General features: G+C 40.8%; 16 protein-coding genes. 12 read left to right on the top strand and 4 right to left on the bottom strand.

What is annotated here, in order from left to right; all coding sequences use genetic code 11:
- Positions 1-196 precede the first annotated feature (196 nt).
- The gene (locus OU792_RS01350) at positions 197-673 is read right to left on the bottom strand and encodes an Lrp/AsnC ligand binding domain-containing protein (protein WP_024283199.1); all 477 of its coding nucleotides are present in this window, start codon (positions 671-673) and stop codon (positions 197-199) included.
- Between the two features lie 371 nt (positions 674-1,044).
- On the opposite strand from OU792_RS01350, the gene OU792_RS01345 reads away from it, so the two are divergent.
- The 3 genes from OU792_RS01345 to OU792_RS01335 all read left to right on the top strand — a co-directional run bounded on the left by OU792_RS01345 (position 1,045) and on the right by OU792_RS01335 (position 6,399).
- Positions 1,045-1,572 carry a hypothetical protein gene (locus OU792_RS01345; protein WP_274669269.1) on the top strand — a complete coding sequence of 176 codons (528 nt, stop codon included), beginning with the start codon at positions 1,045-1,047 and terminating at the stop codon, positions 1,570-1,572.
- Between the two features lie 80 nt (positions 1,573-1,652).
- Entirely contained in the window at positions 1,653-3,575 is a 1,923-nt protein-coding gene (locus OU792_RS01340; protein WP_274669268.1) for a M14 family metallopeptidase, read from the top strand.
- Positions 3,576-3,582: 7 nt separating this feature from the next.
- Positions 3,583-6,399 carry a prolyl oligopeptidase family serine peptidase gene (locus OU792_RS01335; protein WP_274669267.1) on the top strand — a complete coding sequence of 939 codons (2,817 nt, stop codon included), beginning with the start codon at positions 3,583-3,585 and terminating at the stop codon, positions 6,397-6,399.
- Positions 6,400-6,449: 50 nt separating this feature from the next.
- On the opposite strand, the gene OU792_RS01330 is transcribed toward OU792_RS01335, so the two are convergent.
- On the bottom strand, positions 6,450-6,836 hold the full coding sequence (locus OU792_RS01330; protein ID WP_274669266.1) for a nuclear transport factor 2 family protein: 387 nt from the start codon (positions 6,834-6,836) through the stop codon (positions 6,450-6,452).
- A gap of 16 nt (positions 6,837-6,852) precedes the next feature.
- Positions 6,853-7,647: a thymidylate synthase gene (locus OU792_RS01325; protein WP_274669265.1), complete on the bottom strand. Its 795-nt coding sequence runs from the start codon at positions 7,645-7,647 to the stop codon at positions 6,853-6,855.
- Between the two features lie 124 nt (positions 7,648-7,771).
- On the opposite strand from OU792_RS01325, the gene OU792_RS01320 reads away from it, so the two are divergent.
- Positions 7,772-10,024 carry an efflux RND transporter permease subunit gene (locus tag OU792_RS01320; protein WP_274669264.1) on the top strand — a complete coding sequence of 751 codons (2,253 nt, stop codon included), beginning with the start codon at positions 7,772-7,774 and terminating at the stop codon, positions 10,022-10,024.
- Here OU792_RS01320 and OU792_RS01315 read toward each other — a convergent pair.
- Positions 10,021-11,055, bottom strand: coding sequence for an endonuclease/exonuclease/phosphatase family protein (locus OU792_RS01315; protein WP_274669263.1), 1,035 nt, complete (start codon positions 11,053-11,055; stop codon positions 10,021-10,023). The two genes, OU792_RS01320 and OU792_RS01315, sit on opposite strands and share 4 nt — an antisense overlap.
- A 195-nt stretch (positions 11,056-11,250) precedes the next feature.
- Between OU792_RS01315 and OU792_RS01310 the strand changes: the two genes are divergently transcribed.
- The 8 genes from OU792_RS01310 to OU792_RS01275 all read left to right on the top strand — a co-directional run bounded on the left by OU792_RS01310 (position 11,251) and on the right by OU792_RS01275 (position 21,925).
- Positions 11,251-11,820 (top strand): DUF2911 domain-containing protein, encoded by a 570-nt coding sequence (locus OU792_RS01310; RefSeq protein ID WP_026944727.1) that lies wholly within the window; start codon positions 11,251-11,253, stop codon positions 11,818-11,820.
- A 124-nt stretch (positions 11,821-11,944) separates the two neighbouring features.
- A complete protein-coding gene (locus tag OU792_RS01305; protein ID WP_274669262.1) occupies positions 11,945-14,368 on the top strand; it encodes a penicillin acylase family protein in 2,424 nt (807 codons plus the stop codon).
- On the top strand, positions 14,365-14,742 hold the full coding sequence (locus OU792_RS01300; RefSeq protein ID WP_026944729.1) for a hypothetical protein: 378 nt from the start codon (positions 14,365-14,367) through the stop codon (positions 14,740-14,742). The genes OU792_RS01305 and OU792_RS01300 overlap by 4 nt, the downstream gene beginning before the upstream one ends.
- 98 nt (positions 14,743-14,840) lie before the next feature.
- The gene (locus OU792_RS01295; RefSeq protein ID WP_026944730.1) at positions 14,841-15,359 is read left to right on the top strand and encodes a hypothetical protein; all 519 of its coding nucleotides are present in this window, start codon (positions 14,841-14,843) and stop codon (positions 15,357-15,359) included.
- 128 nt (positions 15,360-15,487) lie between these two features.
- The gene (locus tag OU792_RS01290; protein WP_274669261.1) at positions 15,488-18,100 is read left to right on the top strand and encodes an SLBB domain-containing protein; all 2,613 of its coding nucleotides are present in this window, start codon (positions 15,488-15,490) and stop codon (positions 18,098-18,100) included.
- A 26-nt stretch (positions 18,101-18,126) separates the two neighbouring features.
- Positions 18,127-19,446 (top strand): UDP-glucose dehydrogenase family protein, encoded by a 1,320-nt coding sequence (locus tag OU792_RS01285; protein WP_026944732.1) that lies wholly within the window; start codon positions 18,127-18,129, stop codon positions 19,444-19,446.
- 54 nt (positions 19,447-19,500) lie between these two features.
- Positions 19,501-20,109, top strand: coding sequence for a DapH/DapD/GlmU-related protein (locus tag OU792_RS01280; RefSeq protein ID WP_134202204.1), 609 nt, complete (start codon positions 19,501-19,503; stop codon positions 20,107-20,109).
- Positions 20,110-20,638: 529 nt separating this feature from the next.
- On the top strand, positions 20,639-21,925 hold the full coding sequence (locus OU792_RS01275) for an ABC transporter ATP-binding protein (protein WP_274669260.1): 1,287 nt from the start codon (positions 20,639-20,641) through the stop codon (positions 21,923-21,925).
- Positions 21,926-21,927: the final 2 nt, after the last annotated feature.

Here is a 21,927-nt window from a genome sequence, read left to right as displayed (position 1 = left end):
TTTTGCTTGCGAAGGTACAACTTATAATCAAAATATAATGTTCCCGGTTATACGAAAATTCTATCAGGGATGCTGTTTGTCAATGAAAATGAGCAGAAAAACGCTGAAATTCAGTTTAAATAAAAATAAAAAAAAGCCCCAATAGAGGCTTTTAAACAGGATAGTTTTTTATTTAGATTTAGTCCAAATAGTATTTTTATTTTGTTTCTTTATCGAAAAATTGAATCGGGCGATTGATACTTTCTTCAAGAACAATCAAGGTTTCCGTTCTGTCTATGCCCTCTACCTTTTGAATTTTGTCCAGAACCATTCTGAGGTGGTTGGTATCTCGGCAGATGATTTTTGCAAAAATGGAATAGTTGCCTGTGGTGTAATAGGCGCTGACAACTTCAGATATTTCTTTGAGTCGCTCAATGACGGTGTCATAGAGGGAACTTTTCTCTAGGTAGATTCCCAAAAAAGCTGCGATGTCATATCCAAGTTTGGTGAAGTTTATATTTAAGGTCGCACTTTTCACAATCCCCATGTCCTCTAGCTTTTTCATCCTGACGTGAACCGTCCCGGATGAGACAAAGACTTTTTTGGCTATTTCGGTGTAGGGAGTCTTTGCGTCCTCATTGAGTAAGGAGATAATTTTTAAATCTATATTATCGATATCTGAATTTTTGTCCATCTTTTTAGATAGTTTTTAGATGATTTTTAACGAAACTGCTTGTAAATTAGAGATTGTTCAAAATAATGCAAAATTATTTTTTCAATTTGTAATTGAATCGATTTTATTTTTTATTTGTAGCCGATTTGAATACGTTTAAAAAATTTGGATTTAATTGCTTTTGATTATTTTTAATTTTGAAGTGATTAATAAAATCCGAATTTTCAGCTAAAAATCGGACTTTTAATCTCTAAAGTTATATTTGGGTTTATATTCTGAAAAAAGTCTTGCCGGTGGCAGGACTTTTTTGTTTGGGCTTTCTAAAATTTAAAATGCAAAAAATTGTATTCGAAAAAAAATTTAATGTATTTTTGAGCAATCCTTTAAAAATCATGACAAAAACAGCCCTATCCATCAAGATTTTTGTAGCGTTTTTAAGTGTAACATTGATTAGTGTTCACCCAATTCAACCTTCAAGCGCACAGGCAGCAAGCATTGTCTCCAAAGCTGAAGTAAATTACAATAAGGTTAGTTTCAGAAATTTAGCCTATGAAAACTTAGAGGCGGAGATAGTATCTTCCGAAGAAGTGACCTATTTGCCTTTGACAGTGAAGGAAAAAGAGATTGCTCGCGATCTTGCTTCTAGCTGGGTTTGGCCGGAGTATACCTTAGATATGATTGACTCTTACTCGCCATTTTTGTTCCGCACCAAAAAGTCAAGAGAGTATGAAGAGGTGAAGGTCTTGGTCAAGGTGGATTTTAGAGGAAAAGTCAGTGGTTATGAGTTCCTAACTGAATTGGATAAAGGTACGCAAGAGCGGATGGATTATTTAATCAGGAAATTGCCTGCTTGCAAGGCTGTGCCAGGATACCCAACTTACAATTCGACGACTTTCGAATTGACAATTCGAAAAGAATAATTCTCCTACATTTTTTTTAAACGGTGGTGAATCGATTTCTTGGCTTTTTTACCTTAGCCAAGTAATAAAATGCCACCAATATGTATAAGCAACTCATACTTTTACTCTTAGCCTTTTTTGGTTTAGGGCAGGGATTTGCCCAAGTCAAGGAGTTCCGAAAGGATAAAGCCTATCCTGAAAAAGACTCAAAAGGAAAATACTACACTGTATCTGGTGAACGCCATGGTCCTTCTTTTTTCAAAAAGGAGGTTTTCCCTGAAGTGGAATATACCCCCGGTGACCAACTGACTTTTGATAAGTATCACACAGTTGATGTGATGTACCATTGGTACGAAAAATGGGCTGCAGCCTTTCCAGAAATCACAGATTTATATGTGATCGGCTATTCATTTGAAGGTAGGCCCATTTACCAAATGACGATCACGAATAAGGAGACAGGAAAGGATACCGATAAGCCTGCTGCTTATTTCGAAGGAGGGAGACATTCAGGTGAAATCACTTCCTCAGAATCTATTCTTTGGCTGACCAAGCACCTATTGGAAAACTACGGAAAGGACGAAGAGATCACTCATTTGATTGACACCAAAGCAATCTATCTCCGGCCACAAAATAACCCGGACGGTTCCAACCTTTATCTTTTTTCGGCTCAGAGAAACAGAAGCACCGTAAGACCTCATGATAATGATAGAGATGGTTTGGTGGACGAAGATCCCGAGGAAGATCTTGATGGAGATGGGATCATATATCAAATGCGCAAAATGGCCGTTACGGAGGAGGAAAAGAAAAAAGCAAATTATATCGTGAATCCCGACCATCCATCCGGCAAGCTGATGAAGCGTGTTTTTGCCGGCCAAGGTGATTATTTAGTTTTCACCGAAGGTATCGACAATGATGGAGATGGAGATTACAATGAAGATGGGGTAGGAGGCTTGGACCTTCATAGAAATTACCCTGAAAATTGGCGTCCGGATATCGGAGGAGACCTTACAGGAAGAGGCTACACTCAATATGGTGCCGGTCAATACCCGCTAAGTGAAGCAGAAACCCGCTCTACTGTATTGTGGATTCTAAGCCATCCCAATATTTCTGTGGTCAACTCCATGGATACACGTGTTCCCATGCACCTTCGTCCACCATCCACCTCCAAAAGTGAGGAGCGAATGTATCCTGAAGATTTGGCGATTTACAAGGAAATGGATGAGCTTGGACTTTCCTATACGGCCTATCCATGGGCTGGAGATGTCTATGAAACCTATTCTACTCGCTACAAAGTCAATCGATTGACAGGAGACCCACTCAAGCCTTCTCCACTTTTCGGTCATGGTCCTGACTTTGGCTACTTTTATTTCGGAAGCATTTGGTATGGTGATGAGCTCTGGAACAACGGGGCTATGAAAGATTATAATGGGGATGGGGTCTATGATGACTATGATGGTCTTGTATGGGATGAAGAGGAAAACGGAGGCCGTGGATTTAAATCTTGGACACCTTTCACCCATCCTGAATTGGGCGAAGTAGAGATTGGAGGTTTTCATCCTAAATTCTTTGGACAAAATGGTCCACCTTGGCAACTTGAGGATTGGGCTAGAAAACAAGCCTTGTTCAATTTGGCTATGGCTCAACGACTACCTGAGTTGAAAGTAGAGACTCCAGAGGTCAAAAAAATATCCGATGGTGTATTTGAGGTTTCTCTTTCTTGGACCAATGTAGGTGGATTGCCTGTTGCCCTTGAGCAAGCCAAATTGGTTAAGATTGTTCAGGAAGATCGTGTCACGCTGGAGTTTGATAAGGAACTGATGGAAGGGTATGAAAATGCCAAAGTGAAAATCACATCTCCTGAGCTATATGATAAGACAATTTATGCAGGACATACAGGGAAAGGAGAGACAAAAAAAGTGACCTTCCGAGTGGAAGTAAAAATGGATGAAGAAGTCACCGGAAAAATCAAACTGTCTTCCACGCGTGGAGGATTTATCAGTCAAGAAATTACGCTAAATAATTGATTATTATATGATGATTAAAAGTAGAATAATTGCGGCAGGGGTTTTCTTGCTGCTTTTTCTGAGTCTAGAAGGGCACGCTCAGCAAAAACGCTCTCTGACTCATGCGGACTATGACGGATGGGAGAGCCTATCTTCTGACCGCATTACCAAAGATGGGAAGTGGGTAGGATATATGATCTCACCTCAAGAAGGGGATGCAAGACTGGAGTTGATGCCCTATCGGGATCCCTCCAAAAAAATGATTATCCCCCGGGCATCAGGCTGGAATTTCTCTCCTGACGATGCTTTTGCCGTGGGGAAAATAGAGCCACAGTATGACTCGGTTCGTGTTTTGAAGCTTAAAAAGACCAAAAAGGATGAAATGCCTAAGGATAGCTTGTTTATCTATGATTTGGCTAAAGGCTCCATCGAAAAGCTAGCAGAGGTCAAATCTTTTTCCATTCCTGAAAAGTCCGGAAGTTGGATTGCTATTCATTTTGAAAAAGAAAAACCTGCCAAAAAGGATCCCGCTGACTCAACAGCTAAAGCGGAAAAGCCAAAGAAAACTGACGGAACAAAATTATTGGTTCGATCCTTGGATGGCTCGAAAAAGTATGAATTCGACCGGGTAAAGAGCTACGGTTTTTCGCCAAATGGAGACTTTCTTCAATTTGTCTTGGCAACAGAAGATACCTTAGATAATGCATCCATTCACCTTCTTAATCTTCAGACAGGGGAGGAAACTAGCATTCATGAAGGCTTCACTGAGTATTCTAGGATGAAGTTTTCTCCAGCATCTAAGTTTTTGGCATTTGTGACAACAGACGATTCTACCAAAGCTGAAAAGCCCTATTACTCTTTGATGCTTTATCAAACAGCTTCTCAAAACCTCGAAAAAATAGCGGATGAAAATTCTCAAGGAATTCTATCTGATGCTAGAATCAGTCAGGATGAATCGATCGTGTTTTCAGAGGATGAACAGTTACTCTTCTTCGGAGTGACCAATGATTACGTGGACTATGCATACGAAAGCGACACCACCATTCTGGATGAAGATCGAGTAAGCTTGGATATCTGGGGCTGGCAGGATGCTGAAATCCAGCCCATGCAATTGAGAAATAAGTCAAGAGAGGAAAAAAGAGCATACAAAGCGGTGATGGATATTTCTTCAAAGCAGATACATCAGCTAGAAGACCGCGAGATTCAAAATCTGATTTTGCCTAGCAAAGTAGAAAATACCACGGCAATCGCTTGGACAGATAGTCCGTATCGTAGAGAATACAGCTGGAATATTCAGATTGGTAGAGACATTTATTTGGTAGATTTCGAAACGGGAGACCGGACATTGATCGAGAAAGATGTGCCAGGCTATCCAAGTCTTTCTCCGGAAGGAAAATTCATCACTTGGTATGGCTCTCGGGATAGTTCTTGGGTGGCTTTTGATGTCGCAAATAAAAAGCGAATCAATCTGACGGAAGCATTGGATGTACCCTTCTATGAAGAGCTTCATGATTCTCCATCCCTACCAGGTTCATATGGTACTGGAGGCTGGATGGCAGGAGATGCGGCTATCTTGATCAACGATCGTTATGATGTCTGGAAGATTGATCCACGTAATCCCACTGCAGCTCTGAATATTACGAAAGGCGAGGGAAGAAAGAATAAGATCACATTTAGACGCCAATCTTTGGATCGTGAAGAGCGATTTATTGATCCGAAATCTGAATTGTATCTAACTGCATTCAACGAGCTTACCAAGGAATCCGGAATGTACAAGGGAGATTATTCTGGACAAACGCTTTCAGAAGTTTTGATGACTCCACACAGATACTATGGATTGAATAAAGCGAAAGAGAGCGATCATTTAGTAATTCAGAGAAGCACCTATAAGGAAAGTCCCGACCTGTATATCACAGATTTGAAATTGAAGGATATGAAAAAGGTGTCAAACCTGAATCCTCAGCAAAGTCAGGTCAAATGGGGCAGCGTGGAGTTGGTAGATTATTTAGCCAATGATGGTACCCCACTGCAAGGATTGCTCTACAAGCCAGAGTATTTTGACCCGAACAAGAAGTATCCAATGATGGTATATTTTTATGAGCGAAACAGTGATGGATTGCATAATTATCGTTCTCCTGCACCTTCTGCTTCCACAATCAATATTCCTTATTTCGTAAGCAATGATTATGTGGTATTTGTGCCAGATATCAAATACGATTTAGGACTTCCGGGACCTAGTGCCTACAACTGTATCATTCCAGGTGTACAATCTATTGTGGCAAAAGGATTTGTGGATGCGGATAATATGGCCATTCAAGGTCAGAGTTGGGGAGGCTATCAAGTTGCTTATTTGATTACCCAAACGAATATGTTCAAAGCAGCAGGAGCAGGTGCTCCCGTGGTAAATATGACCTCTGCTTACGGCGGAATTCGTTGGGGAACAGGGATGAGCCGAATGTTCCAATATGAGCAGACCCAGTCAAGAATTGGTGGTACGCTTTGGGAAAAGCCGATTTACTACATCGAAAACTCTCCACTATTCTTCATGGATAGAGTACAGACACCGGTATTGATCATGCACAATGATGAAGATGGAGCAGTGCCCTGGTACCAGGGGATTGAAATGTTTATGGCTTTGAAAAGACTGAATCAGCCTGCATGGCTTTTACAGTACAATGGAGAGGATCATAACCTTCGTCAACGCAAAAATCGAAAGGATCTATCTATTCGACTAAGTCAGTTCTTTGACCATTATCTGAAAGGTGCACCAGCTCCACTTTGGATGACAGAGGGACTGCCTGCTGTAGAAAAAGGAAGGACGCTCAAATATGAGTTAGAAGACTAAGATAATCCCGAAAAAGAAGGCTGTCATCGAATTTGACAGCCTTTTTTATTTTAAGAGTAATCTTGAATTTTTGAAATCAAGCCATCTTTAAATGTGAAAACTGATTTGCCTTTCAGGTTGATTTCTTCACCTTTTTTCAAGCTTCCATCCGGAAAATCTTTCCCAAGAATGGCATGATACTTCAAGTGAACTTCAGTGTAACGTGCCTGGTGAATATATTTTTCCGGTGATTGTTCCCGGGTTTCAAAAAAATCCAAGGCTTGAATAGCTTGCTTTTCAAATTCATCAATTCCTTGGGTACTGTGAGTTATCTCTCCATTTGTATAATTTTCAAAGATTACATCTTTATGAAGAGGTTTTAGCATTCCCTTCACATCCTTTTGATTATAGGAATTGATATAGCTATCGATTAGTGTCTCTCTTTGTAGATTTAGCATGGCACGAGATTCTTAATTAGACTGCCACAGGAGCTTTGATATGTGGGTGCGGATCATAGTTTACCAATTCGAAATCTTCGTACTTGAAAGCAAAAAGATCCTTCACTTCTGGGTTTATTTTCATCGTAGGAAGAGGCCTGTGGTCTCGGCTTAGTTGAAGTTTGGCTTGCTCAAGGTGATTCAAGTAAAGATGTGCATCTCCAAAAGTATGAACGAAGTCTCCTGGCTCGAGATCACATACTTGCGCTAGCATCATGGTGAAAAGCGCATACGAAGCAATATTGAAAGGTACTCCCAAGAAAACATCTGCACTTCTTTGATAAAGTTGGCAAGAAAGTTTGCCATCGGCTACGTAAAACTGGAAAAGGGTATGACAAGGCGGAAGAGCCATATTGTCTACATCGGCTACATTCCAAGCACTGACGATATGTCTACGACTATCCGGCTTATTCTTGATTTGCTCTACGAGTTTCTTGATTTGATCGATTTCACCGCCTTTGCCATCAGGCCAGTGGCGCCACTGATACCCATAAACTGGACCGAGGTCTCCATTTTCATCAGCCCATTCGTCCCAGATGGATACTCCGTTTTCTTTTAGCCAATCAATATTTGTACTGCCTCTCAAAAACCAAAGAAGCTCTATGATGATGGAACGAAGGTGCAGTTTTTTTGTAGTCACCACAGGAAAGCCTTCAGATAGGTCAAATCGCATCTGATGACCAAAAATACTCAAGGTTCCCGTACCTGTCCGGTCCGTTTTCTTTGTCCCTTCATCCAAAATCTTTTGCATCAAATCGTGATACTGCTTCATGGTCTTTGCTTCAAGTTTTAAATATTGATACAAGATAATAGCTTCCTCGGAAAATCTGAATCTCTACAAACAAAGGTGAAGCTTTCTGCTTATACTTGTCAGAGATTTGGACCAGCCTTTCAGAATGTTTTCAAAAAAACAATCAAACATATTTCTCACGCTTTCAGGACTTTTTACCCTTATTCTGTTGATTTGGCGACCCGTTCCAAAGTTTGATTATGATTTTGAACAGTTTTTTCCGCAGGATAATGAAGCGCTGAGTTTTTATAAGAGTTACGCAGATATTTTCGGAGGGGACAATGATTACCTTCTTCTTGCTTTTGAAAATGATGACCAAGAACTCTGGCAGCCTGAATTTCTTTCGAATTTCGAAAGTCTACAATCTCAAATTAAGGTCTTGGAAGGAGTGGATACTACCATTTCAGTTTTAGACCTAAGAGAGCCTCGAATTGGAGCTTTTGGAGTTCAGTTTAGACAGGTAGTCACTTGGGATGAAAGTCGGGTTAACTTAACCTTACCTAATAGTCAGCTTGCAGGAAGTTTGATTTCTGAGGATGGCAATGCCTTGCTTTTGCTTGTGAAAAATAAAACAGGTATGAGCAAGGAGGCTGGGGATGTGCTTTACCAGTCTATTCGTGAGGAAATCGATGAGTCCGAATTAAAACTAAGAGCCGTTGCCGGTAAAATTCAAACTCAGGGAGATTTCGTAAAATTGATGCAATCTGAGTTCGGATTTTTCTTTGCCATTAGTTTGGTGGTCATGCTCTTGATCCTGACCCTGTTATTTCGATCTTGGTGGGGAGTGGTGATTCCTTTTGTGGTTCTCTTGATTGGGGTTTTGTGGGCTTTTGGTGTGATTCTTTGGATGGGAAAGCCCTTAGCCTTAATGTCTGTCATGCAACCAACCATTTTCCTGATAGTTGGGCTCAGTGCGTTGATTCACTTTTTTGTTCATTTGGTCAAGAAGCTTCAAGCCGATACAGATCAAAAGGAAGCGATAAGACATTCCTATAAGCAGCTTTTTATTCCGGTTCTGGTGACCATGATGACCACTGCCCTAGGATTCTTTTCCCTTTGGTTCACTTCCATTCCGGCTCTTCAGGATTTTGGATTGACCACGGCTGTCGGGATTTTCATGATCTTTTTGGCAGTGATAGGCATTAGTCCGGGACTCCTTTATTTGGTGAGCAAAAGCTTAAATGCCAGGCCTTTGAAAGCCAAACGAGCTGTCAGTTTGCAAACCCTCTTTTCCCTGATTTTAAAGCGAAGAAAAGTCATCGGTTTTGGCTTTCTGGCGATGAGTATCATTGCAGTTTTTTTAGGATTGAGAATCCCAATTAATGGATACCTGCTCGATAACTTACCCTTTGACCATACCATTCGAGAGGACTTTGGATATTTTGACAGTGAGTTTGGGGGATCAAATCCGTTTGAGCTTTCCTTGGAGCTAGGGGAGGAGGCTGATACATTTTGGGATTATGAAGTTCTTCAGCAGGTCCAAAAGCTGGAAGAGGAATTGAATGAGGTTTTTGGAGAAAATAAATTCATATCTCCCATTACACTCACAAAAACCCTTAATCAGGCTCAAAATCAGGGTGATGTGGATGCGTTTCGGTTTCCAAGTCGTGGTCAATTTATCCGTATGCAGCGGATTTTGAGGCAAGGCAGCGGCGGATTGGTAGAAGGACTCATCGATTCGACTGGGAGAATTTCTCGAATCAGTGGAAGATTGCCAGACTTCGGAAGTTATAAGATGCGAAACTTGAGATCTGAGCTAGATCGGTTTATCCAATCTGAACTGGACTCATCACTTTTGAAAACAAGATGGACAGGCACTGCTTTTTTGATTGATCAGGGTCATGAGTCGGTCACCTGGCAGATGGCGAGAGGCCTAGGGGTAGCATTTTTGTTGGTAGGGCTTATCGCAGGGATATTATTCCGCTCTTGGCGGATTTCATTTTTGCTTTTAATCCCAAATGTGATTCCACTTCTTTTAATGCTTGCAGTGATGTACTTTTTGGGTATAGAATTCAAGTTGACTACCGCTATTTTATTTACGGTGGCATTTGGGATTGCTGTAGATGACAGTATTCATTTTATGACAAGATTCAGACTTGAACTAGGCTCCGGTAGAAGTTTCTTTTACGCCATGAAGCGGACGTTTTTGGAGACGGGAAAAGCCATTCTGCTGACTACCGTAGTCTTGGTGTCGGGATTTGTCTTGTTTGTATTGAGTGATTTTGGAGTGACTTTTTACTCCGGAGTACTCATTAGTTGTGCCTTGGTTTTTGCGCTCTTGGCTGACTTGATGCTACTACCGCTACTTCTCATTCCCATGAAGCGCGTTTGGGAAGGAAAACAAAACTCTGAGACTTAATCTATCAATTGAAAAGTCGCTGAAACAGGATAATGATCCGAATAATCTACTTCTCGATGAGTGTCAAATTGGGTCGCTTTCAGATTTGGAGAGGAGAAAATATGATCGATGCGGAGGAAAAATAGTACCCGATTGTAAGTGAATCCAAATCCTTTACCGGCGTTCTCAAAGGCATTGTTCAAATTTCGACTCAATCGAAAATAGCTATTGGAATAGGGGATTTCATTTAAGTCTCCCATCAAAATGATCGGATGGGGCGAGTTAATGATGTGTTGCTCCAAAACGTCAAGTTGCTGACTCCGGTAAAGACTACCTTGATGAAGTTTTTTGAGAGTTTGTCGATAATTGGCTCTAACCCCCTCGAGATCATCTAGATTTTCAGAGTTGATTTTCATGGACTCTAGATGGCAGTTGTAGATTCGGATCGTGTCTTTTTGGTAGAGGACATCTGCGAAAATCGCCCCATTGGTTTTTTTATTATCAAACACCTTCCCTTGGTTGACTATGGGTAAGGCAGAACTTATAGCGAGTCCATAGGATCTCCTGTCAGGTCTTCCTTCGATGATTTCGTAATAAATCTCCTTGTCATTCTCCTTTCCCAGTAAGTTCACGGCATTACGGGAGGGAGAGGTGTAGTCCTGATAAAACTCCTGAAATACCTTGATCTGAGCCGGGTGCTCCTGAATCCAAGAAAAGATATTAGGATCAAACTCACCTCCGATTCTCCGCTTGTAGTCAAAGAGGTGAACATTATAACTCAGCACACTTAGTCCTTGCTTACTATCATTGGTTAGGTTCCATTGCACAGTGATTTCAGCGAATCGATACCCTATTGCTAATGCAAAAAGCGGAATTAAAGCAGATTTTTTCCAACTCAATGCTAAAATCAAGAACAAAAAAAGATTGGCTAGCCAAATGAGGGGAATAAAAAAAGGAATGAGGCCAACATACTGGAAATCACCTGGTCTGACATACACACTGCCGAATATCAGCAGGGAAACGAAAAAAAGCAGCCAAGCAAAATATCTCATAAGGTTTGTAAAAGTATGAATCAAATTTTGATTTTTATTAGCGCGCCACCCAACTTTGGGCTTGGCGAAACCGTATAGCAGCAAATGTGATGCAAAAACAAAATGATTTTACTTATTTGCTGCAAAACCTTTGATAAAAGTTCAGGCAAGGATTTTGTAGCTTTGTTTTAACGAAAACTCCAACCAAATAATATGATGAAGAAACGATACGTTTTTCCTTTTGCAATGTTGATTACGATGGTCATGGTAGCCTGTGGAGGCTCGAAAGAGGAAAGTTCCGAGGAGATGGATTCAATGGAAGTATCTGAATCCTCTGAAGCCGAATCTCGACCAAGTCCACTAGAAGTCAAAGAAGGGCAAATAGCCGGAAAGGCATTCAAGGTGCAGTATGGATCTCCTGCGGTAAAAGGAAGAACCGTTTGGGGTGACTTGGTTCCCTATAATGTAGTTTGGCGTACCGGTGCCAACGAGGCGACTTTTGTAGATCTTTCTGAGGATATGACAGTTGAAGGTCAAAGCCTCAAAGCAGGTAAGTATTCTCTTTTCACCATCCCCAAAGAATCAGGAGCCTGGACAGTAATCTTTAATAGTGAATGGGATTTGGAGCATGGGCATTTTCAGTATGATGAAAAGCAGGATGTATTGCGGGTAGAGGTAACTCCATCTTGGGAAGAAAGCTCTCAAGAGCGCCTTGCAATTGATATCGAGGAGCCAGGCTTGGTCATTCGTTGGGAAAAGCTAAAACTTCCAATCAGTATTCAATAGGAATTGATTTAAACCAAATAAAACCCTGATTTTATCCAAAGTCAGGGTTTTGCTTTTTTATAAGTAGCTGTCGAAGCTATTTTTGATTTTGCTATATTGGCAATCTTTAAAACACCCGAATTTCATGAAGTATTTCTGGTTTATCCTCGTATTGCTAATCACCCTTTCTCTTGGATATTTCGCTTCAAAGCCCTTAGGACCAGCGCCACCACTTGCGCCACTTCTTGATCCGAATGTTGGTTTTTGGCAAAACATGTACAGCGAAGATGATCTTGCTGCCGAAAATCTAGAACTAGCTGGGCTAAATTCTACGGTAAAGGTGGTTTATGATGAGAATTTGATTCCTCACATCTTTGCTGACAATGCTGAAGATCTTTATCGGGCTCAAGGCTATGTGACAGCAAAGCATAGACTTTGGCAAATGGAGTTTCAGACGATGGCTGCAGCAGGTCGTATTTCTGAAATTGTAGGGCCGGTGGCTTTGGAATTGGACCGAATGACCCGTCGAAAAGGACTCGCCTACGGAGCAGAGTTAGGCTATGAATTTGTCAAAGAAAATCATCCAGAAATGATGCCCTTGATTGATGCTTTCGCGGATGGTGTGAATCAGTATGTCGAAAGTTTGGATGATGCAAGACTACCTGTAGAATACAAGATTCTAAATTATCGACCTGAAAAATGGTCCGCATACAAATCTCTGCTGCTTCTAAAGTACATGTCAGATATGCTGATGGGTGACAGAGATTTACAATACTCCAATCTTCGAAAGATTATTGGGCAGGAGAAATTGGATGTTCTTTTCCCAGAGTTTCCTGAAGAGAATGACCCTGTGATTGAAGCCGATCGGGTTTGGGATTTTACACCTGTATCTATTGATGTGCCTGACTCATTGAATTATCCAAATGACGCTTTGACCATCGATCCATTGCCACAGCCAGAGGACGGGGTCGGGTCAAACAATTGGGCCGTTTCCGGCTCCAAAACTCAAAACGGAAACCCAATTCTAGCCAATGATCCACATTTGAGTCTGAATCTTCCTTCCCTTTGGTACAGTATGCAACTTACTACTCCGGAGTTTTCTGTCAAAGGAGCCACGCTCCCAGGAGCTTTAGGGGTGATTTCCGGATTTAATCAAAATATCGCTTGGGGAGTGACAAACGCAACCAAGGATGCCAGAGATTGGTACAAAATCACTTTTGAAGATGATAGCAGAAGTAGATATCGATATGGTGATGAATGGAGAGAGAGTTCCTTCCGCATTGAAGAGATAAAGGTAAAAGGTGAGGAAACCTTTATGGATACCGTAGTCTACACTCATTATGGCCCGGTAGTTTATGATAGAAGTTTCCGGTCGGACCGTCAGGATGTCAACTTTTCGCTGAAATGGACTGTGCACATGGGTTCGAATGAGCAGCTTACATTTTTGAAGATGAATAAGGCCAAAAACCACCAAGATTACATGGATGCCTTAGACCATTACACCGCTCCTGCACAGAACTTTGTTTTTGCATCAAAGGAAGGGGACATAGCCATGAGGATTCAAGGTAAATTCCCTGTCAAATGGGAGGGTCAAGGTAAATTCTTCATGGATGGAGCAGATCCGCAGATGGAATGGCAGGCTTATATTCCCAATGAGCACAACCCTAGTACCCTCAATCCAGAGCGCGGTTTTGTTTCTTCAGCTAATCAGCATCCAGTGGATCCTTCATACCCTTATTATGTCTTTGACAATAGCTACGAGCATTACAGAAATCGAAGGTTGAACGGGGAGTTGAGAAGGTTAAACTCCATAACAGTGGAGGAAATGAAGGCTCTTCAATTTGACGATTATTACCTTCATGCTGCCGAGGCCTTGCCTGTAATGATCGAACTTTTGGAAACTCAAGATTTTCAAGATGAAAAAGCATCCAAATATTTGCAAGAGTTGAAAGACTGGGATTTTTATGCTGACCCCAATCAGAAAGCACCCACGCTATTTTACAATTGGTGGGGAAAGACCTACAATCAACTTTGGAAGGAATGGGAAGAATGGAATGTGCCGGTAGTACGTCCAAATTACTACCAAACTGTCAAATTGATGCGGGAGAATCCGGAGAGTGAGTTTTTTGACAATAAAATGACCGATGAAGTTGAAACAGCCAAGATTCATGTCAACAAAGCCTTTCAAGAAATGGTGGCCGATATGAAAGAGTGGGAAAATGAGGAGGGGGATTATGCCTGGGCAAATTATAAAAGGACTAGTATTCAGCACTTGGTACCTCAATTTGAGTCTTTCTCGGTGAAGAATGTCTACACCGGTGGAGGTTCGGGTATTTTGAATGCAACTAGTAGCAGAGCAGGGGCAAGTTGGCGAATGGTCGTGGAGTTGGGCGAACCAATAAAAGCCTATGGTATTTATCCAGGAGGTCAATCCGGGAATCCAGGATCAAAATATTACGATAATTTTATTTCCAAATGGGCCAATGGGGAGTACCTCAACTTTGATTTGAGAGAGTCAAATCAAACTGAAAACATCTTATTTGAAACCAACCTGACTCCAAAACAATGAAATTTATAGCATTCTTGGTTCTTTCCTTTGTGGTTGTCCTTCTTGTGAATGGCGCCACATCCTATATTGGGGCAATGATAGCCCTAGCATTACTTGGGGCATTGATGCACCCTGGAAGCTTTGCAGCTTTCTTTGGTGGTGGTTTTGGAATGGCGTTGGCTTGGACTTCTTTGGCTCTGTTTTTGAAGTTTTCTACAGGAAGTGATTTGCCTGAGAAAATGGGAGAGCTATTTGGAGTAAATTCTGCGATGGCTATTTTATTGATCACGGCTGTGATTGGATTTGTACTTGGTGCATTCAGTGGTTTAAGCGGCCACCTGTTTTGGAAAATGTTTCGGAAAAAGCCAAAGAACATTTATCGGGGTAATCTTTAGGATTAATTCTGGATTTTTTTGGCCTAATTTTCCGACAAATTAGTTTTTCAATTTATTGAAATGAGTACCTTTGGTACTCGCTTTATATCTAATTTTTAATGCTTGAGTCTCTTATTACCTCTAAAACACGGCTGAGACTTCTCGTGAAGTTTTTTGTAAATGACCAAAACCGAAGTCACTTGCGAGGATTGGCGGATGAATTTGGTGAATCTACTAATGCCATTAGAAAAGAGCTTAATAATCTAACTCAGGCCGGAATTTTGCTGAAAGAATCCAACAAAAATAAGATTGCTTATAAAGCGAATACCCATCACCCATTCTTCATCAATATTCAGGAAATAATCCGAAAATATCTCGGGTTGGATAGACTGCTGGAACAAATTCTAGATCGAATGGGAGAGGTGGGTCAGGTAGTTTTGGTAGGAGATATCGCTAAAGGTATCGATACGGGCACTATTGACGTATTGGTCACCGGTGATCAATTAAATCAAGATTACATCAAAGGACTAAAGTCAAGAATAGAAGAATTAATCGAGCGAAAGGTAGTATTCACCCTTTCCAATGATCGATATGAAGAAGAAGGCTTAGTCCTTTTTGACAGTACGGTAGGCGTTTAATCGACGCTTTTGGACATAAAATTGGCTTAGGTTTCATATAGAAATGGGACTGAAAGGGCGAAGCTGTGTCCAAGCTGTTATATTTAAAGATTAAAAGTTCAAATTAGATAAACTTTATCCAGGATCATTTGAAAAAATCAGTTGAAATATTTCGAAGTCAAATTCTGAAATCTTTTTCTCTTTCCTTATTGGCGGTATTGATTTCATTTTCAATTCAGGCTCAGAGTCTATCCGATATTCAATCGGTCAAAGTAGACAATTTATCAGATGCTCAGATAGAGAACCTCATCAAGCGGGCAGAATCCAATGGTCTTACGACAAATCAGCTAGTTGCTTTAGCAAGAGAGCGAGGAATGCCAGCTTCAGAAGCTGCTAAACTTCAGCAGCGAATCCAGCAACTTCAAAATCAAGCTCAAAGCCCAAACTCTGGAAATCTCACTTCTGGAAGAGAAATGGGTTTTCAGCAAGTGGATGTATTTGATTCTCTAAGAAGGTCTGACCCATATTACGATCTTACGCCAAAGCAAAAGAAGATATTTGGGTTTAAGCTTTTCCATAATCGAAATCTGGATTTTAGTCCAAGTCTGAATCTTCCCACACCACAATCTTATGTAGTTGGTAGTGGGGATCAATTGCTAATTGATGTTTACGGGGCTTCTCAGCAATCCTTTGATGTACAGGTGACCCCGGAAGGTAGAGTATTTCTACCAAATGTTGGGCCTGTGCAAGTAGGAGGGGCTACGATTGAAGCAGCCACCGTAAGAATAAAAACTGCACTTTCTAGGATATACTCAGGTCTTCAAGGTGCTAACCCTAACACCTTTTTGCAAATCAGATTAGGTAACATTCGGTCTATCAAAGTATCCATGGTCGGAGAGCTTACCAAGCCCGGAACATACACATTGCCATCTTTTGCCACGGTATTTAATGCCCTTTATGCCGCTGGCGGCCCCAATGAAAATGGAGCCTTCCGGAAAATCCAAGTTTACAGAGGGTCCAAGCTTATTTCTCAAGTAGATATTTATGAATTCCTTTCCAAGGGAGACCAATCGGCTAATATCAATCTGCAGGATAATGATGTGATCATTGTACCAGCAGTAGAAGGCCGCGCCGAGGTGTTAGGACCGGTCAATCGAGAAGGCTTATTTGAGGTGAAGTCTGGAGAGAGCTTAAAGGATTTATTTCTTTATACGGGTGGGTTTTCCAGTTTGGCCTATCGGGATCGCGTGACAATTCGGAGAATAGAAGACAACCAACGGAAGATTATAGATGTTCCTTCTTCAGATTTTGGAAGCTTTTATCCCCAGGTTGGTGACGAAGTTTTAATAGGAGAGGCCTTAGATCGCTACTCAAATAGAGTGCAAGTAAGTGGGTCAGTGATGCGGCCAGGAGAATTTTCTTTGGAGGAAGGGCTCACTATAAAAGGGCTTATCGAAAAAGCTGAAGGACTCCGTCCAGAGGCATTTACTAATCGGGTGACTTTATACCGAACAAGTGAGGACCTTACTTTAGCCGCTATTACAATTGAGCTGTCAGAAATTCTGGAAGGTCGTGCAGAAGATATCCCGTTGAAAAATGAAGACTTACTTTTCATTCCAAGTCGGTATGAAATCCAGGAAGAGTATTATGTCAAAATCAGTGGAGAAGTGAGTTTTCCAGGCACCTACCCTTTTGCAAACTCCATGACTGTTGGTGATTTAATACTTCGAGCGGGTGGGCTTTTGGAGTCTGCAAGCAATTCCTCCATAGAGGTAGCTAGGCGTGTCCGGGATGCAAGCAGTAGGCAGATAGCTGAGATTTCTACTTTAAGTATAGGCTCGGACCTCGAAATCACAGAAGAGGAGAAGCAGCTACCACTTCAGCCATTTGATCATGTTTTTATTAGAAGAAGTCCTGGCTTTGAGCGAGAACAAATCATGACTGTAAGAGGAGAAGTGAAGTTTCCGGGAGAATTTGTGATTTCCTCTGCAAACGAAAGGATTTCTGATGTAATTGAGCGAGCTGGGGGGTTGAATGAATTTGCTTATCCGCAAGGTGCCAATTTAATTCGACGAACTGTCTATTATAAAGGAAAAACAGAGGAGGAAATCAGGGAAGAAACCCTAGAAGAAATATTTGACAGGTTAAACCCAGAAACGAATCGAAATTTGAATGAGGCTGAACTTATCTTGTTTGAAAGAGTCCAACAAAAGCTCAAGGAGATTGAGTATAATCGGACACGTATTTCTTCCAATTTAAGTTCTGATCCATCCACAATTCTAATGGATACACTTTCTATAGATCCAGAGCTAAATAAATCACGGTTTCAGCAAGAGGATATGGTTGGTATAGATCTGGAGAAAATATTGAAAAACCCAGGTTCGGAAGAGGATTTGATTTTGATGGAGGGTGATATTTTACAAATTCCGAAACAACTACAAACGGTCAGGATGGTAGGAGAGGTCTTGCTTCCAACGACTACTAGATTTGAGAGTGGTAGAAGTTTGAAGTATTATATTTCAAAAGCAGGTGGATTTACAGAGAATGCCAGAAAATCTAAATCTTATGTAGTGTATGCAAATGGAGATGCTGCACAAACTAAAGGGTTTCTGGGGATTAAAAAATATCCCAAATTATTGCCTGGAGCTGAAATCGTGGTTCCAGGAAAGCCTGAAAGGGAGCGTATGAATGCAGCTGCTTGGATTGGGATCGCTTCAAGCCTTGCTACTTTGGGGATTTTAATTGAGAGATTGATACAATAAATATTAAATAAGATAAATCTAGTTTCATGAAAATTGCAGTAGTAGGTACAGGCTACGTTGGCTTGGTATCGGGTGCTTGTTTTGCAGATGTGGGTATCGAAGTTACCTGCGTGGATATTGATCAGAAAAAGATCGATAAGCTCAAGAATGGAATCATGCCTATCTATGAACCAGGCCTGGAGGAAATAGTGATTCGCAACTATAAAAGCGGAAGACTTCATTTCAGTACGGATCTAGGTGAGGCTATTCAAGGTGCCGAGGTGGCGTTTATTGCCGTAGGTACTCCTCCTGGAGAAGATGGGTCAGCTGATTTGAAATATGTTTTGGCAGTAGCTGATGAGATTGGTCAAAAGATGACCGATTACATTGTGGTTGCTACAAAGAGCACAGTGCCAGTCACTACAGGAGAAAAAGTTCGGGCTACGATTAAGGCTGCATTGGATAAGAGAGGGTCAGACCTTCCATTTGCGGTAGCATCCAATCCGGAATTTTTGAAAGAAGGAGCAGCTGTAGAGGATTTTTTAAAGCCTGACAGAATTGTGATTGGTGTAGATGATGAGCGTGCTGAGAAAATCATGCAGCGGCTTTACAAGCCCTTTCAACTCAGTGGAGAGCGGATTATCTACATGGATATTCCTTCTGCAGAGATGACCAAGTATGCTGCTAATGCCATGCTTGCCACAAAGATTTCCTTTATGAATGATATTGCTAACCTATGTGAAAAAGTAGGAGCTGATGCGAATATGGTTCGGAAAGGAATTGGCTCTGACCCAAGGATTGGAAATAAGTTTATTTATCCAGGTGTAGGATATGGCGGGTCTTGTTTTCCCAAAGATGTGAAGGCAATCATCAAAACTGCAAAAGAATATGGGTATGATCTTCGCGTCCTACAATCTGTAGAAGATGTAAATGATGATCAAAAGCATATTTTGGCTTCGAAAGTAAAATCTCATTTTGGAGAAGATCTTAGTGGAATGACCTTTGCCATGTGGGGGTTGAGTTTCAAGCCAAATACGGACGATATGCGTGAATCCCCTGCAGCAGTCATTATCGATGAACTCCGGGCGGCGGGTGCAAAAGTGCGTGCCTATGACCCAAAAGCGATGGAAGAGGCAAAAGAGCACTATATTTTCGATAAAGTGACCTATTGCAATGATGCCTATGATGCCTGTGTGGATGCTGACGCCTTACTCTTGGTGACAGAATGGTCCGAGTTTAGGATACCAAGTTGGGAAGCAGTCGCTAAATTGTTGAAGAACAAAGTAGTATTTGACGGTAGGAATATCTATGACAAGAAATACTTAGCGTCATTAGGATTTACCCACTTTGGTATTGGCTCTAAATAGATAATTCAAAATCTCCCCAAAACAAGATTGGGGAGATTTTAATTTTTAAAAAATATGATCATTGCAGGAGCAGGAGGGCATGGCTTGGAAGTGTATGGAGTGCTAATTTCCCAAGGTTTTCCAGCCTCAGAAATCTGTTTCTATGATGAAGATAGGTCAAAGAAAATAATCTATTCCTCGGGGTCTAAAATATTGAATACTGAAAATGAGTTGAAAAAAGCATTGGAAACGAATCCTAATTATTGCTTGGGAGTAGGGTCCCCGGCTTTTAGAGAATATTTTTTAAAAAAATTTGAATCATTTGGGGGAGACCATTACGCGTTGAAAGGCACAAATAGTGTTTTAATGGGGTCAGGCCAAGGTTTTGATTTGATGCCTTTTGGTTTCGTAGGCCCTGAGACAGAAATTGGAAAAGGCGTTTTAATTAATTCCAGAGCGAATGTGCATCATCAATGCATAGTAGGTGAATTCTCTGAGTTGGGCCCTGGGTCGATATTATTGGGAGGTGCCAAAGTAGGTAAGCACTGCAGGATAGGTGCAGGTGCAATTTTGTTACCAGGGGTCGAAGTTGGCGATAATGTGATAGTTGGAGCTGGAGCGGTGGTCACCAAGAACTTCGGGAATAATTCCATTTTGAAAGGCGTACCCGCATCTAATCAATAGGGTTTGTTCATTTATTGAAATGTCTAAAATTAAATCCTTAATCAAAAAATATCTGATTCATTTCAGCTACTTCTACCATCATCTAGGGTACAGGATTTTTATTGCCTTTTTTCTCAGTTTCTTTGTTGGGCTTTTAGATGGACTTGGGTTAGCAATGTTTTTACCATTGCTACAAATGGTTGACGGAAGTGCTGATGTCAATCCCGAAACTTTGGGAGGGATGAGCTTTTTGATAGAGTCTATCGAGCTTTTAGGTTTTGAGTTAAATCTTTATTTAGTGCTTGGGATGCTTCTCACTCTTTTTGTATTAAAAGGAATCATGAAGTTTCTGGAGTCATATTACAACGTACTTACTCAACAGTTTTTTATCCGAAAACTACGTTTTGATAGCTTGAGTGGCTTATCAGATTTTGATTTCAAATCCTTTGTTTTAGCTGATTCTGGCCGAATCCAAAATACCTTAAGTGCCGAGGTAGGAAGAGTTTCCAATGCTTATGCTTTTTATTTTGCTGCGGTTCAATCCGGAACCTTGGTTTTTGTTTACTTAATCCTTGCCTTTTTTACAGATCCTCAGTTTGCATTATTAGTTGCGGTAGGAGGTGGTGCAACCAATCTCTTGTATAATCGAGTGTATAAGAAAACAAAGGAGACTTCGAAGAAAATTACTTCGGGTGGACATACATTCCAAGGAATGCTAATCCAGAAAGTAGCTTTTTATAAGTACTTAAAGGCAACAGGTTTTATCAAAACATATGAGCTTAGGTTGCGTGAGGCAGTAGATTATATTGTAAAAAGTAATAAGAAAATAGGCTTTTATAACGCTTTACTAGTTGCCGCACGTGAGCCTATGGTGATTTTTGTGGTAGTTGTGGTAATCATTGTTCAGGTCAATGTTTTTTCCCAACAATTAGGTGTCATTATTTTGAGTTTGTTGTTTTTCTATAGGTCTCTGAACTCTTTGGTAATGATGCAGACACAGTGGAATGGCTTTTTGAATTTGTCGGGCTCATTGGAAAACATGACTGCTTTCATGAAAGAACTCCAGTCACAAAAAGAATCAAATGGAGTGGTGCCGTTTGAGAAGTTTGAAGATTCAATTTGCTTAGACAATGTTGGCTTCTCTTATGGTAATAAGATGGTTTTGACTGAAATTGATTTAACAATCAAAAAAAATAAAGCCTACGCATTTGTTGGGGAAAGCGGCAGCGGAAAGTCAACTTTGGTCAATTTGATAGCTGGATTGATGCCTGTTTCAACTGGATCAATAACTGTAGATGGTTTAGACCTTGAAGAGGTTGAGAAATTAAGTTTCAAAAAGAGAATCGGATATATTGCCCAGGAACCTGTAATTTTTTCAGATACCATATTCAATAACGTAACTCAATGGTCTGAGCCAAGCCCTGAAAATCAAAAAAGGTTTTGGAAAGCATTAGAACAGGCAGCGATTGCCGATTTTGTTCTATCTCTTCCTGAAAAAGAAAATGCCAATTTGGGTTCGGCCGGAATCCTGATCAGCGGTGGACAAAAACAGCGCCTTTCGATTGCAAGAGAACTTTTCAAGGATATCGATATTCTCATCATGGATGAAGCAACTTCAGCTTTGGATTCTGAAACTGAGAAGATAATTCAGGAAAATATTGAAAAATTAAAAGGTAGATACACACTCCTAATTGTAGCACATAGACTATCTACTATCAAAAGTGCAGATGAAGTAATCTTATTAAATCATGGACAAATAGAGAATAGGGGCGCTTTTTCTGATTTGATAAGAAGGTCCGATTCTTTCCAAAAAATGGTCCAATTACAGGAGATATAAAT

It is taken from the genome of Algoriphagus sp. NF, assembly GCF_028823735.1.
Classification (GTDB): Bacteria; Bacteroidota; Bacteroidia; order Cytophagales; family Cyclobacteriaceae; genus Algoriphagus; species Algoriphagus marincola.
Note: the sequence above shows the minus strand (reverse complement) of the source record. Positions and strands in the feature narration are given on the sequence as shown.

Excerpts from the sequence above, each read along its gene's own strand:
- OU792_RS01350 (WP_024283199.1), bottom strand. The coding sequence starts at position 673 with ATGGACAAAAATTCAGATATCGATAATATAGATTTAAAAATTATCTCC.
- OU792_RS01345 (WP_274669269.1), top strand. The coding sequence starts at position 1,045 with ATGACAAAAACAGCCCTATCCATCAAGATTTTTGTAGCGTTTTTAAGT.
- OU792_RS01340 (WP_274669268.1), top strand. The coding sequence starts at position 1,653 with ATGTATAAGCAACTCATACTTTTACTCTTAGCCTTTTTTGGTTTAGGG.
- OU792_RS01335 (WP_274669267.1), top strand. The coding sequence starts at position 3,583 with ATGATGATTAAAAGTAGAATAATTGCGGCAGGGGTTTTCTTGCTGCTT.
- OU792_RS01330 (WP_274669266.1), bottom strand. The coding sequence starts at position 6,836 with ATGCTAAATCTACAAAGAGAGACACTAATCGATAGCTATATCAATTCC.
- OU792_RS01325 (WP_274669265.1), bottom strand. The coding sequence starts at position 7,647 with ATGAAGCAGTATCACGATTTGATGCAAAAGATTTTGGATGAAGGGACA.
- OU792_RS01320 (WP_274669264.1), top strand. The coding sequence starts at position 7,772 with ATGTTTTCAAAAAAACAATCAAACATATTTCTCACGCTTTCAGGACTT.
- OU792_RS01315 (WP_274669263.1), bottom strand. The coding sequence starts at position 11,055 with ATGAGATATTTTGCTTGGCTGCTTTTTTTCGTTTCCCTGCTGATATTC.
- OU792_RS01310 (WP_026944727.1), top strand. The coding sequence starts at position 11,251 with ATGAAGAAACGATACGTTTTTCCTTTTGCAATGTTGATTACGATGGTC.
- OU792_RS01305 (WP_274669262.1), top strand. The coding sequence starts at position 11,945 with ATGAAGTATTTCTGGTTTATCCTCGTATTGCTAATCACCCTTTCTCTT.
- OU792_RS01300 (WP_026944729.1), top strand. The coding sequence starts at position 14,365 with ATGAAATTTATAGCATTCTTGGTTCTTTCCTTTGTGGTTGTCCTTCTT.
- OU792_RS01295 (WP_026944730.1), top strand. The coding sequence starts at position 14,841 with ATGCTTGAGTCTCTTATTACCTCTAAAACACGGCTGAGACTTCTCGTG.
- OU792_RS01285 (WP_026944732.1), top strand. The coding sequence starts at position 18,127 with ATGAAAATTGCAGTAGTAGGTACAGGCTACGTTGGCTTGGTATCGGGT.
- OU792_RS01280 (WP_134202204.1), top strand. The coding sequence starts at position 19,501 with ATGATCATTGCAGGAGCAGGAGGGCATGGCTTGGAAGTGTATGGAGTG.